13 protein-coding genes and 3 pseudogenes are annotated in these 15,410 nt (G+C 70.4%); 7 read left to right on the plus strand and 9 right to left on the minus strand.

The annotated features are described in order from the left end of the window. Positions 1-38 precede the first annotated feature (38 nt). The 4 genes and pseudogenes from ACIBNA_RS21235 to ACIBNA_RS21250 form a co-directional block, all read right to left on the minus strand. The gene (locus tag ACIBNA_RS21235) at positions 39-998 is read right to left on the minus strand and encodes an SMP-30/gluconolactonase/LRE family protein (protein WP_399166713.1); all 960 of its coding nucleotides are present in this window, start codon (positions 996-998) and stop codon (positions 39-41) included. 59 nt (positions 999-1,057) lie between these two features. Further along, positions 1,058-1,315, minus strand: a complete 258-nt coding sequence (locus ACIBNA_RS21240; protein WP_399166714.1) for an ArsR/SmtB family transcription factor — start codon at positions 1,313-1,315, stop codon at positions 1,058-1,060. 185 nt (positions 1,316-1,500) lie between these two features. Continuing rightward, positions 1,501-3,058, minus strand: a pseudogene (locus ACIBNA_RS21245) (arabinogalactan endo-beta-1,4-galactanase). A 114-nt stretch (positions 3,059-3,172) separates the two neighbouring features. Then, complete coding sequence (locus ACIBNA_RS21250; RefSeq protein WP_399166715.1) at positions 3,173-5,194, minus strand: beta-galactosidase; 2,022 nt, start codon at positions 5,192-5,194, stop codon at positions 3,173-3,175. Between the two features lie 184 nt (positions 5,195-5,378). Between ACIBNA_RS21250 and ACIBNA_RS21255 the strand changes: the two genes are divergently transcribed. The 5 genes from ACIBNA_RS21255 to ACIBNA_RS21275 all read left to right on the plus strand — a co-directional run bounded on the left by ACIBNA_RS21255 (position 5,379) and on the right by ACIBNA_RS21275 (position 10,018). Then, positions 5,379-6,698: an ABC transporter substrate-binding protein gene (locus ACIBNA_RS21255; RefSeq protein ID WP_399166716.1), complete on the plus strand. Its 1,320-nt coding sequence runs from the start codon at positions 5,379-5,381 to the stop codon at positions 6,696-6,698. Beyond that, a complete protein-coding gene (locus tag ACIBNA_RS21260; protein WP_399166717.1) occupies positions 6,695-7,621 on the plus strand; it encodes a carbohydrate ABC transporter permease in 927 nt (308 codons plus the stop codon). The genes ACIBNA_RS21255 and ACIBNA_RS21260 overlap by 4 nt, the downstream gene beginning before the upstream one ends. Further along, a complete protein-coding gene (locus ACIBNA_RS21265) occupies positions 7,618-8,526 on the plus strand; it encodes a carbohydrate ABC transporter permease (RefSeq protein WP_399166718.1) in 909 nt (302 codons plus the stop codon). The genes ACIBNA_RS21260 and ACIBNA_RS21265 overlap by 4 nt, the downstream gene beginning before the upstream one ends. Then, positions 8,523-9,554 (plus strand): LacI family DNA-binding transcriptional regulator, encoded by a 1,032-nt coding sequence (locus ACIBNA_RS21270; RefSeq protein ID WP_399166719.1) that lies wholly within the window; start codon positions 8,523-8,525, stop codon positions 9,552-9,554. Before ACIBNA_RS21265 ends, ACIBNA_RS21270 begins: the two co-directional genes overlap by 4 nt. 74 nt (positions 9,555-9,628) lie before the next feature. Beyond that, positions 9,629-10,018 (plus strand): MarR family winged helix-turn-helix transcriptional regulator, encoded by a 390-nt coding sequence (locus ACIBNA_RS21275; protein WP_399166720.1) that lies wholly within the window; start codon positions 9,629-9,631, stop codon positions 10,016-10,018. Positions 10,019-10,052: 34 nt separating this feature from the next. On the opposite strand, the gene ACIBNA_RS21280 is transcribed toward ACIBNA_RS21275, so the two are convergent. Beyond that, a complete protein-coding gene (locus tag ACIBNA_RS21280) occupies positions 10,053-10,454 on the minus strand; it encodes an SseB family protein (RefSeq protein ID WP_086598811.1) in 402 nt (133 codons plus the stop codon). A gap of 286 nt (positions 10,455-10,740) precedes the next feature. Next, positions 10,741-10,908: pseudogene (locus ACIBNA_RS21285) on the minus strand (peptidase E); the annotation flags it as partial. Between the two features lie 185 nt (positions 10,909-11,093). On the opposite strand from ACIBNA_RS21285, the gene ACIBNA_RS21290 reads away from it, so the two are divergent. Beyond that, positions 11,094-11,600: a DinB family protein gene (locus ACIBNA_RS21290; protein WP_399166721.1), complete on the plus strand. Its 507-nt coding sequence runs from the start codon at positions 11,094-11,096 to the stop codon at positions 11,598-11,600. Here the strand turns inward: ACIBNA_RS21290 and ACIBNA_RS21295 are convergent. The 3 genes and pseudogenes from ACIBNA_RS21295 to ACIBNA_RS21305 all read right to left on the minus strand — a co-directional run. Further along, a pseudogene (locus ACIBNA_RS21295) lies at positions 11,551-12,314 on the minus strand (IS5 family transposase); the annotation flags it as partial. The gene ACIBNA_RS21290 and the pseudogene ACIBNA_RS21295 overlap by 50 nt on opposite strands. A gap of 53 nt (positions 12,315-12,367) precedes the next feature. After that, on the minus strand, positions 12,368-13,030 hold the full coding sequence (locus tag ACIBNA_RS21300; protein ID WP_399166722.1) for a 1,4-alpha-glucan branching protein: 663 nt from the start codon (positions 13,028-13,030) through the stop codon (positions 12,368-12,370). 17 nt (positions 13,031-13,047) lie between these two features. Then, a complete protein-coding gene (locus tag ACIBNA_RS21305) occupies positions 13,048-14,001 on the minus strand; it encodes an aminoglycoside phosphotransferase family protein (RefSeq protein ID WP_399166723.1) in 954 nt (317 codons plus the stop codon). A 171-nt stretch (positions 14,002-14,172) separates the two neighbouring features. Here ACIBNA_RS21305 and ACIBNA_RS21310 point away from each other — a divergent pair, with 171 nt between their 5' ends. Then, positions 14,173-15,366, plus strand: coding sequence for an MFS transporter (locus ACIBNA_RS21310; protein WP_399166724.1), 1,194 nt, complete (start codon positions 14,173-14,175; stop codon positions 15,364-15,366). Positions 15,367-15,410: the final 44 nt, after the last annotated feature.

The raw sequence follows: 15,410 nt of genomic DNA on the forward strand, positions 1-15,410 counted from the left end.
CGGCCGGGGTTCAGGTTAACCCCGGTGGCGAACCGGCGTCACTTCGGGGCGGGCGGCTCGCAGACCGCCACGCCCGGCTCCCGGAGGCTGCCCAGGACCAGGTACCCGTCCGCTTCGCAGACGCTGGTGACCATGCGGTAGCCGGAGTGGCGGCGGACGAGGTGGTGGACGACGCGACCCTCGTCGTCGAAGGCCAGGACGGCGATGGTGCCGGTGGGGCGGAAGGGGGCGCGTACGGCCACGCGGGCGGCGGCGCGGCGGAGCGCGGGTGCGCTGCGGTGGAACAGGTCGAGAGCGGGGACGCGGGGCCCGGCCAGCGCGACCCAGACCGGTCCGTCCGGGGCACCGCGCCAGAGGTTGTCGGGCATGCCCGGGAGGTTCTCGGCGAAGGGCTCGCTCCGGCCGGCCTCGGGTCCGGTGAGCCGGTAGCGGGTGAGCCGGCGGGCGCCGGTCTCGGCGACGACGAGGAACGACTCGTCGGCTGCGGCGGCGAGCCCGTTGGCGAACTGGAGGCCGTCCAGCACCACCTCGGGGGTGTCCGCGCCGGGGGCGAGGCGCAGCAGCCGTCCCGTCCCGGTGTGTTCGACGATGTCGCCGATCCAGTGGTCCAGGGGGTGGCGGCGGCTGGAGACGGTGAAGTACACGCTGCCGTCGGAGAGGGACACGACGTTGCTGGCGAACCGCAACCGCTCCCCCGCCACCGCGTCGGCGAGGACACGGACCGTGCCGTCGCCGGTGTCGACGCGCAGCAGTCCGCGTTCGGCGTCGCACACCAGCAGGTCGCCGTCCGGGAGGAGTTCGAGTCCGAGCGGCCTGCCGCCGGTCTCGGCGATCACCTCGGTACGTGCGGTCACCGGGTCCCCCACGCCGTCCACGCGCAGGATGCGGCCGTCCGCCAGGCCGGTCAGCACGCGGCCGCGCGGGTCGGCGACCACGTCCTCGGGGCCGTGGCCCACCGCGAGGTAGTGGCGTGGGACGAGTGCCGTGGGACGGTCCATCGCGCGCGTGTCCTTCACCGTCGGGGGAGATTCCGCTGTACGGGGTCGTACCGGGTGGCCTACCAGCCCTTTTCAAACATCCGGGCGACCTCGGCGATCCGCGTCTCGTCGCGGTGGTAGCGCACGCGGCCCGCGGACCGGCTGGTGCGCAGCATGCCGGTGGCCTGGAGCAGCCGGAGGTGGGTGACGGCGACCGGGCGGGGCATCGAGAACCTCTCGGCGACGGCGTCCGCGGTGACACCGTCCGCGGCGGGGCCGGGTTCCTTCAGCCAGGCCAGGATGCGCAGGCGCGTCTCGTCCGTGGGAGTCCTCAGCATGTCGTGCCCCTGCCTCGCGGCTCTCGTCCTCTTACCGCGTCTTCCCACTGTTGCCCAGTCGAAGCTACCGCGTCCGGGAGTCTCCATCGTTGACCGATACCGAACTGCCATGTGTCACAAGCGGGTTCGGAAACAGGCAAGGGTCCGGCCGCGTGCGTGCGGCCGGGCCCCCTTTCCCCGTGCGGTCAGCGGTGGCGGAACCAGGACATCGACGACAGGGCCCGGTCGTCGTAGCCGAACAGCGCCTGGTTCTCCCAGGCGTTGCCGGAGGACGGGTCGGTCGGGTCCCAGCCGTTGCCGTTCACCGCGGTCCAGGGTGCCTCCCAGTAGAAGATGCCGAGGCCACGGCCGTTCGGGACGGCCTCCACGATGCTCATCATGTCGTTCATCCACCGGGTCTGGCCGGCCACGCTCGCCGGGTAGCCGGAGACCAGCTCGCCACTGGTGTCGATGATGTTCTCGTGGGAGTCCTCGCTGTCCAGGCGGAACGGGTAGGCGGTCTCGGCGACGAAGACCGGCTTGCCGTAGCGGGAGGCCGCGTCGTCGAGGGTCGTCTGGAAGTCGGCCAGCGTGCCGTGCCAGTAGCCGTAGAACGACAGGCCGATCGCGTCGAACTTCACGCCGTTCGAGCGCGCGCTGTCGAACCACCAGCGGGTGCCGGCCAGGTCACCGCCCTTGGCGAGGTGCAGGGCGACGGTCGTGTTCGAGTTGACCGCCTTGACCGCGTCGTAGCCGGAGTTGAGCAGACCGGCCAGCTGCGACCAGTTGGAGGTCGATCCCTCGTTCCACAGCATGCCGCCGTTGATCTCGTTGCCGACCTGGACCATGTCGGCGGTGGTGCCCTGCGCCTTCAAGGCGTTCAACACGTCGTACGTGTGGTTGTACACGTCGGTCCTGAGTTGACTGTACGAGTGTCCGGACCAAGCGGCGGGCTTGTCCTGGCGGCCCGGGTCGGCCCAGAAGTCCGAGTAGTGGAAGTCGACCAGCAGCTTCATGCCCTGCGCCTTGACGCGCTTGGCCAGGGCCAGGACGCGCGCCTTGTTGTTGTAGCCGTCGGCCGGGTTCACCCAGACCTTGAGTCGCGCGTAGTTCATGCCGGAGGACTTGAGGATCGTCAGGGCGTCGCCGGCCGTGCCGGAGCTGTTCCGGTAGACGCCGCCCTTGGCCTCGCTCTTGGGCAGGGACGATATGTCGACACCCTTGATCGACGTACCGGACGTGCCCGACGTGAAGGTCAGGTCGTCGACATTGATCCAGTTGCCGGCGTTCGCGTCACTTGACGCTGATCGTGCACTGGTTGTTGGTCACATTGACCGGCACGACGATCCGGATCCACCCACTGGCCGAGACCGGCAGGTCGGTGCGCTGTTCTGCGCCGCCGCAGTTCTTCAGCGCTATGTACGCGGACTTCTGCCCGCCGCCGGAGCGCACCCAGGCGGTGAGCCTGTAGGTGCCGTTGGTGAGTCCGGACAGGTACTGGTACGTCTCCACCTTGTACGCGGTGGAGGCCCAGTGGCTGAGGCGGTAGCTGCCGCCGTGGCCGCCGGACTCGGTGAACGAGGCGCCGGTGTCACCGTACTCGGACCAGCCGCCCGGCGTGGTCGCGCCCGCTCCGCCGGCCTCGAAGCCGCCGTTGGTCAGCGTGCTCGCGGCGTGGGCGGAGGTGGCGGGCAGGGCGGTGAGGGCGAGCCCCGCCGCGAGCGGGAGCAGCAGGGTTCTGAGCGTGCGTCTGGGATGGAACATCGTCGTCCGTCGTCCCTTCGACGTGGGGATGGGGGTGCCGCCCCTCGCCAGGGGGCAGGTGAGGGGGCCCTCCGCCCGCGGCTCGTGCGGCTCACGCGGGCGGAGGGAGTCGGTTCAGCCGTCGAGCCGGACGACCCGGACGGCTCCGGCCGGGACCGCCAGCGGGCCCGCGGCGCGTTCCCCGGTCAGCAGTTCGGTGCCGGGTACCTCCAGCGGCACCTTGGCGTCCGAGCCGGTGTGGTTGACGGCGAACAGGTAAGTGCCCGACTCGCCGGTGCGGCGCACCACTTCGACGTCCCGGGGCAGGTCGGCGCGCGGGGCGAGCCGCGCGTCCTCGACCGCCCAGCCGAGCAGCGCGTCGAGGCCGTCGGCGCCGAGCCGGGTGGAGACGTACCAGGCGGTGCCCTCGCCGAGGCGGTGCCGGGTGACGGCGGGCCGCCCGGCGGTCAGCCCGTCGGCGTAACTCAGGACGGGCTCGGCGCCGCGCGGCACCACGAACTCCGTCCACACGTCGGCGCCCAGCTCGGATCCGTCGGGGCCGGTGACGCTCACCCGTTCACCGGGCAGCAGCGGCGAGAACTCCTCGACGGTGAGGCCGAGGACGTCCCGCAGCGGGCCCGGGTAGGCGCCCTCGTGGACGGCGTCGTGCTCGTCGACGATGCCGGAGAAGTACGAGACGACCAGGGTGCCGCCGTTCTCGACGTAGGCCGTGAGGTTGTTCCCGGCCGCCTCCGTCATCAGGTACAGCGCCGGTACGACGACAAGGGGATACCTCGACAAGTCGGCTTCCGGGTGGGCGAAGTCGACGGTGAGGTGGCGGTCGTAGAGGGCCTCGTAGAAGGCGTCGGCGCGTTCGCGGGCATCGTGGTCGATGCTGGGGCGCCATTCGAGGTTCTGCGCCCACCAGGAGTGCCAGTCCCACAGCACGGCCACGTCGGCTTCGGTGCGGGTGCCGCGGATCTCGCTCAACGCGTCGACGGCGGCGCCGAGTTCGACGACCTCGCGCCACACGCGGGTGTCGGTGCCGCCGTGCGGGACCATCGCCGAGTGGAACTTCTCGGCGCCGCGCCGGGACTGGCGCCACTGGAAGAACATGGCGCCGTCGGAGCCGCGCGCCACGTGCGTGAGGGAGTTGCGGGCCATCTGGCCGGGGGCCTTGGCGGGGTTGCGGGGCTGCCAGTTGACGCCCGAGGTGGAGTGTTCCAGCAGCAGCCAGGGGGCGCCGCCCGCGACGGAGCGGGTGAGGTCCGCGGCCATCGCCAGGTTGACGTGGGTGCGGCGGCCGTCCGTGATCAGGTAGTGGTCGTTGGTGACGATGTCGACCTCGCGGCCCCAGACCCAGTAGTCGACGGAGTCGCACTGGCTCAGCGCGGTCATGAAGTTGGTGGTGACCGGGACGCCCGGTGAGAGGCGGTGCAGGATGTCCCGCTCCGTCACGAAGTTCTCGCGCATGGTGGCGTCGGCGAACCGCTTGTAGTCCAGTGCCTGGCTGGGGTTGACGGCCGCGGGTGTGAGCCGGGGCGGGTTGATCTGGTCCAGGTCCACGTAGCGCTGGCCCCAGAAGGCCGTGCCCCAGGCCTCGTTGACCGCGTCGACCGTGCCGTACGTCGTCGCCAGCCAGCGGCGGAAGTGCGCGGCGCACGAGTCGCAGTAGCACGCCGAGACGGGGACGCCGTACTCGTTGTGCACGTGCCACATCGCCAGGGCCGGGTGGTCGCCGTAACGCTCGGCGAGCTTCGTGGTGACGGCAGCGGCGGCCGAGCGGTAGTCCGCGTTGCTGTGGCAGATGGCCGCGCGGGAGCCGAACTCGTAGCGCACGCCCTCGCGGGTGACCGGCAGGGCGTCGGGGTGGGCCCGATAGAACCAGGCGGGCGGTACGACGGTCGGGGTGCCGAGGTCGACGCGGACGCCGTGTTCGTGCAGCAGGTCCATCAGCCGGTCGAGCCAGCCGAAGTCGTGACGGCCGGGTGAGGGCTCCAGCAGCGCCCAGGAGAAGATCCCGACGCTCACCATGGTGACGCCGGCCTCCCGCATCAGCCGGACGTCCTCCTGCCAGACGCTCTCCGGCCACTGCTCGGGGTTGTAGTCCCCACCGAAGGCGAGCCTGGTGAGGCCCCTGGGGGTGGTCTCCGGCATGGATGGTCTCCCGGTCGATCGATCATATGGGAACGTGCACACACAGTGGCGTGGTGCGGAGCCCAACATAACCGCACAGCAACAACCATTGACAAGGGTCCGGGATGTTTCTCTACTGTGAACGCTCACAGAAGCATGGCAGGTTCTCGCAGCAGGCGAGGACCCCAGGTCAGGGGAGAGATCCATGCCGTACACGAAGCGCCGCCGCCTCGTGACATCCGCCGTCGCCGTAGCCCTCGGCGCCACCGCCCTCGCCGCCTGCGGCTCGGGTTCCGGGGACAGCGAGACCGAGTCGGGGCCGGTCTCGCTGACGTACTGGACCTGGACGCCCGGCATGGACAAGGTCGTGGACCTGTGGAACAAGGGCCCGGGCAAGAAGGACCAGGTCACCGTCACGGTGAAGAAGCAGGCGTCCGGCGACACCCTCGTCACCAAGATCCTCACCGCGCACAAGGCGGGCAAGGCGCCCGACCTGGTGCAGGCGGAGTACCAGGCGCTGCCCACGCTGGTCAGCAATGACGCCCTGGCGGACATATCGAAGAACGTGGGCGACGCGAAGGGCAGCTTCGCCGACGGCGTCTGGCAGCAGACGACGCTCGGCACCGACGCCGTCTACGCGGTCCCGCAGGACATCGGGCCGATGATGTTCTACTACCGCGAGGACCTGTTCAAGGAGTACGGCCTGACGGTGCCGACGACCTGGGACGAGTTCGCGCAGACCGCGCGCAAGCTGAAGAAGGCCGCCCCCGACAAGGACCTCACCACCTTCTCCGCCAACGACTCCGGCCTCTTCGCGGGCCTCGCCCAGCAGGCGGGCGCCAAGTGGTGGACGACCTCCGGCGACCAGTGGAAGGTCTCCATCAACGACGCGGCGACGCAGAAGGTCGCCAGGTTCTGGGGCGGCCTGGTCGAGGAAGGCGCCATCGACAACCAGCCGATGTACACCCCGGCCTGGAACAAGGCGCTCAACACGGGCAAGCAGATCGCCTGGGTCAGCGCCGTGTGGGCACCGGGCACCCTGACCACCGCCGCGCCCGAAACCAAGGGCAAGTGGGCCATGGCCCCGCTTCCCCAGTGGTCCGCGAACGAGAACCGCACCGGCAGCTGGGGCGGGTCCTCCACCGCCGTCACCACGGACTCCAAGCACCAGGAGGCCGCCGCCAAGTTCGCCGCCTGGCTGAACACCGACAGCGCCGCCCTGAACGCGCTGGCCAAGGAGAGCGGCATCTACCCGGCCGCCAAGAACGCCCAGACCAGCGGCGCCTTCCTCAAGCCGCCGGCCTACTTCTCCGACCAGGCCGACTTCTACACCAAGGCCGCCGACATCTCGGAGACCACCGCACCATCCGCCTGGGGCCCCAACGTGAACGTCGCCTACACCACCTTCAAGGACGCCTTCGGCGCCGCCGCGAAGAACAAGTCGGACTTCGGCGCGGCACTCGACAAGATGCAGGACGACACCGTCGCCGACATGAAGAAGCAGGGCTTCGAGGTCGCGGAGTGAAAAGCACGGCACGCCGGCAGTCGTACGGGGTCAAGGGGGCCCCGTACGGCTTCCTCCTCCCCGCGACGATCCTGTTCGCGCTCTTCTTCGCCCTGCCAATCGGCTACGCGCTCTGGCTCAGCTTCCGCAAGGTGAAGGTCTCCGGCCTCGGCCTCGGCTCCGGCGCCCGCAAGGAGGTCTGGGCGGGCCTGGAGAACTACACCGGCGCCCTCACCGACAGCGAGCTGGTGAACGGGGCGCTGCGCGTGCTGGGCTACGGCTGCATCGTCGTCCCGGTCATGCTCGGCCTCGCCCTGCTGTTCGCGCTGATGCTGGACTCCGAGAGGGTGCGGCTGGCCCCCTTCACCCGGCTCGCGATCTTCCTGCCGTACGCCATCCCCGGTGTGGTGGCGGCGCTGCTGTGGGGCTTTCTGTACCTGCCGGACGTCAGCCCCTTCTACTTCGTGCTCGACAAGCTGGGACTGCCGCAGCCCGACCTGCTGGACGGCGGGCCGCTGTACCTGGCGCTGTCGAACATCGCGGTCTGGGGCGGCACCGGCTTCAACATGATCGTCATCTACACCTCGCTCCAGGCGATCCCGGCGGAGGTGTACGAGGCGGCGAAGCTGGACGGCGCCACCCCGTTGCAGATCGCCCTGCGGATCAAGATCCCGATGGTGGCGCCCTCGCTGGTGCTGACCTTCTTCTTCTCGATCATCGCGACGCTCCAGGTGTTCAACGAGCCGACCACCCTCAAGCCGCTCACCAACTCCGTGTCCACGACGTGGAGTCCGCTGATGAAGGTCTACCGGGACGCGTTCGGCGAGGGCGACATCTACGGCGCCGCCGCGCAGGCCGTGATCATCGCGCTCGCCACACTCCTGCTGTCCTTCGGCTTCCTGCGAGCCGCGAACCGTCGTCAGAAGCAGGAGGCAGCTCGATGAGTTCCCTTGCCGTTTCCCAGGCCGAGCCGGTGGCGGGCACCGCGCCCGGTACCGCCAAGGGCCGCCCGCCGCTGCGCCGCCGGATCGTCCTGATCCCGACGGTCACGCTGCTCCTGGGGGCGATCTACTGCCTGCTGCCGGTGGCCTGGGTGGTCATCGCCGCCACCAAGTCGGGCCGTGAGCTGTTCTCCACGTTCACGTTCCTGCCCGGCACCGGCTTCGCCGACAACTTCCAGGACCTGAGCGCCTACCGCGACGGCGTCTACTGGTCGTGGATGGGCAACTCCGCCCTGTACGCCGGGCTGGGCGCCCTGCTGTCGGCATGCGTGTCGGCATTCAGCGGCTACGCGCTGGCGATCTACCGCTTCCGGGGCCGCGAAACGATCTTCAACGTGCTGCTCGCGGGTGTGCTGATGCCGCCGGTGATCCTGGCCATCCCGCAGTACCTGCTGCTGGCGAAGGCCGACCTCACGGACTCCTACCTGTCCGTCCTGCTGCCGCAGATCCTGTCGCCGTACGGCGTCTACCTCGCGCGGATCTACGCCGCCGCCGCGGTGCCCGCCGACGTGGTCGAGGCCGGCCGGGTGGACGGGGCGAGCGAGTGGCGGATCTTCACGCGGATCGCGCTGCCGATGATGATCCCCGGCATGGTGACGGTGTTCCTGTTCCAGTTCGTGGCGATCTGGAACAACTTCCTGCTGCCGTACATCATGCTCAGCGACGACGAGAAGTTCCCGATCACCCTCGGCCTGTTCACGTTGCTGGAGCAGGGCGCCAACACCCCGGCGATGTACACCCTGGTGATCACCGGCGCGTTCCTGGCGGTGCTGCCGCTGGTCGCTCTCTTCCTGGTCATCCAGCGGTTCTGGAGCCTGGATCTGCTCTCCGGAGCCGTAAAGTCATGACCATGAACGCTGCGGGGGGCAGGCGCAAGCCGCCCACGATCCACGACGTGGCGCGCGAGGCAGGGGTCTCGCGCGGCACCGTCTCGCGTGTACTCAACGGCGGCCACTACGTCAGCCCCGCCGCCCAGGAGGCGGTCAACGCGGCCATCCGCAGGACGGGTTACGTCGTCAACCGGCACGCCCGCTCGCTGATCACGGGCCGCTCCGACTCGATCGGCTTCCTGTTGACCGAACCGCAGGAGAAGCTGTTCGAGGACCCCAACTTCAACGTCCTGCTGCGCTGCTGCACCCAGTCGCTGGCCGCGCACGACATCCCCCTGCTGCTGATGCTGGCCGGCACGCAGGACGAGCGGCGCCGGATCACGCGGTACATCACCGCGGGCCACGTCGACGGCGTGCTGCTCGTCTCCAGCCACTCCGCCGACCCGGTCGCCGAGCAACTGCACGAGGCGGGGGTGCCCCTCGTGCAGTGCGGCAAGCCCATGGGGCGCGGCTCCAAGGTGAGCTACGTGGCGGCGGACGACCGGGCCGGCGCCCGCGACATGATGCGCCACCTGCTGTCGCTGGGCCGCCGCCGTATCGGCGTGGTGAACGGCCCGATGGACACCCCGGGCGGTGTCGATCGCCTCGCCGGCTACAAGGAGGTGCTCACGGAAGCGGGCCTCGAGATCGACGAGCGGCTCATCGTCTCCGGCGACTGGGGCCGGGCCAGCGGCGAAGCGGGCGCCGAGCGGTTGCTGGCCCAGGCCCCGGACATGGACGCGGTGTTCGTCGCCTCGGACCTCATGGCGCAGGGCGTGCTGGCGGCCCTCCAGCGGGCGGGGCGGCGGGTGCCGCAGGACGTCGCGGTCGGCGGCTTCGACGACTCCCCGGCCGCCCTGGCCTCCAGCCCCGAGCTCACGACCATCCGGCAGCCGTGGGACCGCATCAGCGCCGAGATGGTACGGGTGCTGCTCGCGCAGATCGGGGGCGAGGATCCGGCGGCGGTGATCCTGCCGACGGAGCTGGTCGAACGGGAGTCGACTTAAGGCTCCCGCTCCCGGCGTAAGACGTGCACTGCATGCACAGTCATGGAACGCCGCACCGGTGTTACCGTTCCCATATGGCGTCGAAAACGGCTGGTGCGCGGCTTGAGGAACGGTGGCGGGACATCCTGTCGGCGCACGCGCGCACGATGTGCGAGATCGACCGCGTGCTGCATCCGCACGGCCTCGGCGCGTCCGACTTCGAGGTCCTGGACATGCTCACGACCGCGGCGCCCGAGGAGGGCGAGCAGTGCCGGGTGCAGAACCTGGCCGGGCGCGTCCATCTCAGCCAGAGCGCGCTGTCCCGGCTCATCGCCCGGCTGGAGAAGGACGGGCTGGTGACGCGTTCGGTGTGTGTGGAGGACCGCCGGGGGGTGTGGGTGGCCCTGACCTCCAAGGGCCGTGACCTGCACGCGCAGGTACTGCCGCTGCAGCGGGCCGCGCTGGCCCGGACGCTGGGCGCGTAGACCGCCCGGGCCCGGGCCCCGGCCCACTGGGGTCCTACGGGCGGGCCAGCAGGGTGCGTACTCCCTCCGAGGTGAGCGTCAGGCGGTGCTCCGAGCTGCCGTCTATGGTGAGCGACAGGTCGTCGGCCGGCCACTGGGCGGCCAGGGCGCCGAGCGGCACCAGGCGGTAGCGGGAGACGAACGGCAGCAGCCCGGCCATCTCCACCTCGGAGGTGAACACGGGCACCACCGGCTCGCCGCCCGGCTGCTCCAGCACCGGCAGCGCCACCGCCGAGGGGTTGGCGGCGTCGGCGTCGTTCGCGTCGTCGGGCACGGGGATGAGCACGTCGCTGTTGGCGAGCGCGTCCAGAGCCGCCGCGTCCTCGGTGTTGTCGGCGAGGACGTCCAGAGCCCGCTGGGCGGGCGTGGGCGTCGGGTCGTTTGCGGGTGTCTCCATGGCAGATTCCCTGGTAGCGGCGGTCGTGCGGCCTGCCCGGGACAAGATCCGCCCCGGGCGCGGTCCTGCTCGCGTACCCGATCGTGCCCGAAACAATCCTGTTGATCCGGCGAGGCTCAGGGGATCAGGGGATGTGGCCGGAGGGCAGACCGAGGCGGTCGCAGCCGACCCGCCGGGCCAGCGGCTCGGCCATGCTGGGCCCGATGTGCGTCCAGTAGGTGGCCGCGTCCCGGAAGTAGCGCTGCATCCGCTCACCGTCCCGGGCGTGCCGGGAGCCGGCCGTGCGGAACTGTTCGATGTAGGCCGGTGCGTCTCCGCTGGCCGTGGGTACGAAGCACACCCTGGGGTGGGAGACCCGTGCCCGGGCCAGTACCCAGTCGTCGAGAAGACCGTCGTCGTCGGTGGAGAAGCCGCCGCCGAGGAGGGCGAGGCGCTGCGGGGGTTCGACGGCCATGGCTGTGCCTTCCTGGACAGGTGCGTGATCGCGTGAGGCTAGGGCCTGTCCGCCGGATCATGCCGGGTGGCCCACGGGCGCTGAATCGCTGTAGCGACCCGCCGGACAAGGAACTGGGTGGAGCAGGTTGGGCCCGTCGATAAATGCCTCGACATCGGTCGCGGTGATCGGGGACGCTTCGCGCGATGACCAGAATCGATGACACGCCACCCGCGTGGGACGAGCGCACCCAGCTCACCACGTTTCTCGACTACACACGTGACACCGCCCGCGCCAAGTGCGATGGCGTCTCTGCGGAGAACGCCCGCAAGGCGCTCCTGCCGGGCTCACCGCTGATGACCATGAGCGGAGTGATCAACCATCTCCGCTGGGTCGAGTACTACTGGTTCCAGGTGGTCTTCCTCGGTGAGGAAGACCAGGGTCCCTGGACCGAGGAGGACCCTGACCGCGAGATGCGTATCGCCGTCGACTTCCCGCTCACGCAGTTGCTCGACGAATACGCCGAACAGAGCGCCCGCTACCGCGAACTGGTCGCCGGGAATGGCCTGGACAGTCAGGCCAAGCGAGCCGTCCGCGACGGCCTCCATGTCGACCTGCGCTGGATTCTCCTTCACCTCACCGAGGAGACGGCCCGTCACAACGGCCACCTGGACATCCTGCGCGAGATGCTCGACGGCACGACCGGCGACTAGATCCGGCGGAGATCAGGGGCGGAGCCAGAGTCGGATCGAGGCGACGGTGACGGTGCCTTGGATGCTTGATCTGGCGTCGCCGCAGGTAGCGGCGGTTGCGACGGGAGGAGTACGCCTTGTCACCGCCGAGATGCTCGGGCCGCGTGCGCGGGTGTCCGCCACCGAGGCGGCCGACACGGACGCGTTCCATGACCGGGATGAGCTGCGGAGCGTCGCCCCACTGGCCCGGAGTGATCAGCAGGGCCAGGGGACGGCGCCCACCCTCACCGGCGAGGTGAATCTTGCAGGTCAGACCGCCCAGGGAGCGTCCGAGTCCCTCGTCGCGGCGGTGCTGCCGGGGCGTGCGTCTTTTCCCGGCACTCGTGGCGGTTTCCTACGAGCCCCGGCGGCGTGCTGGTGGGCCCGGCAGGAGGTCGAATCGACGCTCACCATCGACCAGTCGATCCGGCCTTCCGCGTCGGCGTCGGCCAGGACGGCCGCGAAGATCCTGTCTCAGGTGCCGTCCGCCGACCAGCGTCTGTGCCGCTCGTACACCGTCTTCCATGGACCGAAACGCACCGGTAGATCCCGCCATGGCACCCCAGTGCGCAGTCGGTACAGGATCCCGTTGATGACCCTGCGGTGGTTGGCCCAACGGCCGCCCCGCTGCCCGGACTTCGGCAGATGCGGCTTCAGCCGGGCCCACTCCTCATGCGTTAAATCTCCCCGCCCCATGCTCATGCCAACGACCCGAAGTCACGACGGTCACATGATCCGCCGGACAGGCCCTAGGCCGCCCCGGGGCCGGTGTGCAGGACGGCGAACACTCCGCGGGCCCGGGTGCCGTCCGGGAGTTGCCAGGAGCCGGTGACCTGGCCGGTCGCTCCCTGGGAGGGCGGGAGCGGGCCGTCCGGGGCAGGTTGCAGGACCCGGTGGAGGCCAAGGGTCGTGCCGTGCGGTGTGGTCAGCCGGGTGCCGTCCTGGTCGTCGGTGGTGATGAAGTCCGTGGGGATGGAGCCTTCGCCGGTGTACGAGGCGATGACCTCCCGGTCGGGGACGTCGCTGGTGTTCTGGTCCTGGGCCTGCACCCGCCCCTCGATCAAGGCCACCAACTGGGCGATCAGCACGGGGTCGTGGCAGCCGTCGTAGGCCCAGCGCCGCCCGAGCACGCCGTGCTCCATGGTGCCCACGAGGGCATGCTCCGCCCCGTCGAGCGGGGCACCGCGATAGGTCAGCGGCACCAGGTAGGTGATCGGGTGAGGGCCAAAGGAGTCGGTGACGACGATGAACTCGATCCCGACCTCGCCCTGCGGGTCGTCCAGCCGGAACCCGCCGGCCTTGGCCGGCTGCGGTTCGGCCGCGCCACCGCGGTACCACGGACGGGACGGCAGCCAGGAGGTGAGCAGTTCCAGCTTGGTCGGTTGGAGCGAGGTGCGGTGGATGACGGCCATGCGAAGGTTCCCTTTCGTTACGCCGGCCCGAACACACGGTTGCGACGCAACTGCCCGGCACACCACCGGAAGTGTCCGTCGCTGCCGTCCGGGCCGAACAGGTCGTAGGTGCTGAGGGCGTAGGCGGCTTGATAGGTGGTGAGGGTGGCGGGCGAGTAGCCGAGCTCCTGTGCGAAGAGCCGGGTGAGTTCCGCGGTGTGCTCCTGGGCGTGCGGGCCGTACATGTCGCAGACGGCGACGGTGACGGCCGCCTCGAAGGCCGGGTCCCCCGCGGTCGTGTAGAAGCCGAAGTCGAGTACGGCGACGGGTCGGCCGGCCGTATCGACGTGGATGTTGGGCGGCACGAGGTCACCGTGGATCGCGGTGACCGGGGCATCGGGCAGCGACCGCAGCGCGTTCAGCGTGCGCTCGACCCCGGCGTCGAAGTCGGGCACCCGCGCGGCGAGGGCAGCGCCGTGCCGGGCCGCGGCCCGGGCGACCAGGGCCGCGAGCGCGTCCTGAAAGCGGTCGTGGCCCTGCCAGAGGGGTCGGTCGTCGCCCTGGACGGTCAGCCGGCGCATCGCCTCCGTGCCCGGCACCGAGGCCAGACCACGCAGGACGGCGAGCAGCGTGTTCTTGTGCCGGCCCGGCAGTTCGCGCTCGTACTCCTCATGTGCGGAGTCGGACCGCATCGGGACACCGGGCAGCTCACGCTCGTACGTCACCACGATGCCCTGGTGCTCGTGGACCTCGAGGATTTCCGGGGTGGCGAAGGGCGGGCGGTGTGCTGCGATGTCCGCGTAGACCTGGCGGGTGAGCTCGGTCGGGGGCCGGCCGGTCCACACCTTGGCGACCCGGCCGTCGCCCAGCCCGTAGACGACGCCCTCGACGCCGGCGCCGATACGGCGGGCATCTGGGTGCCCGCGGTCGGCGAAGTATCCGGGCCAGGGGTCGGCGGCGGGACACGGTGCGTCGCTCCTGCAGATCTCCACGCGCGCATTAGATCAACCGTTGAACCAGCTTGACCACGCGATTACCGGAGTCGTCACAGCAGCGGGGAACTTGCGCGGGGCTTCTCATTCGTGTCGCCAAAGGGTGTCGGCGGGGCAAATGTTACCGGTAACATCACCATCGCCCGCCGCCGGCCGTCCCCCGGAGTCCGCGTGACCGACCAGCCCACCGCACAGCGCGCAGCCACCCCCTCCCCCGCTCCGTCCGCCCCGGTGTTCAGCAGGGCCGCCGTGGTCGCCTCCTGTGTGGGCTTCGTGCTCATGGGCGCGTTGCAGGCTCTGTACGGGCCCGCGATCCCCGGTTTACGTGCCGAGTTCGGGCTCTCGCCGTCCGCCGCGGGGCTGGGGCTCAGTGCCCACTTCGTCGGCGGCGTGGCCGGTGTGCTGCTGTTCGACCGGCTCTACGGGCGGGTCGGCAACCGGCACATCCTCGGCAGTTCCTACTTGCTCATGGCGGTCGGCGCCGCGGGCTTCGCGCTGGCGCCCGGCTGGCCCATCGCCCTGGCTGCGGCCCTGCTCGCCGGGCTCGGTTTCGGCGGCATCGACTACGGGCTCAACCAGCTGTTCGCCGTGGGCTTCGGCCACCGTTCGACCGCGATGCTGAACATCCTCCACGCCCACTTCGGCATCGGCGCCATCCTCAGCCCCGCCCTGATCGGCCTGGTCGGGTCCGAGCACTACCCGGCCGTCTTCCTCGGTTTCGCCCTCGCCAACCTGCCGTTGCTGCTGTGCCTGAAGGGCGTGCGGAACGACGCGCCCGTCCCGGCCGGTGACGAGGCGAGTGGTGGTGGGGCCCTCAGGCGGAGCCTCGCCTCGGTGCTCGCCGTCTTCGTCGCGCTCTACGTCCTGCACGTCGGCATCGAGGCCGGTGTCGGCGGCTGGGAACCCACCCATCTGGAGACCGTCGGCTACGGCGCGGGCGTCGCCGCCACCGCCACCTCCGTGTACTGGCTGATGATGACCGCCGGCCGATTCCTGGTCGCACCGCTCGCGTTGCGCTTCTCCGCCCAGGCCATCATCGCCGTCTCCTGCGCGGGTATGACGGTGTGTCTGCTGGCCGCGTCCGTGCCGGCGCTGGCGCCGTACGCGTACGCCGGTGTCGGTCTGTTCATCGCGCCGATCTTCCCGACCGGACTGCCCTGGCTCAACCGGGTCGCCCCGCGGGCCCGCAGAGCCGGTGCGCTGGTCATCGCCGCGTCCATGGGCGGCGGTGTCGCTGCCGGGCCGGCGCTGGGCAAGGCCATCGAGTGGTCGGGGGTCCGCGCGGTGCCGCTGCTGCTGAGCGGGGTCTCGGCGCTGTGCCTGGCCGCCACGCTCTGGCTGATCCGCGTCACCCGCTCGCCCTGAAGCCCCATCGAATTTCCACCCTTATCCCGAAGGGAAGCCTCCGC

This window comes from Streptomyces sp. NPDC050164, assembly GCF_044459945.1.
In the GTDB taxonomy this organism is placed as follows: Bacteria; Actinomycetota; Actinomycetes; order Streptomycetales; family Streptomycetaceae; genus Streptomyces; species Streptomyces coeruleorubidus_A.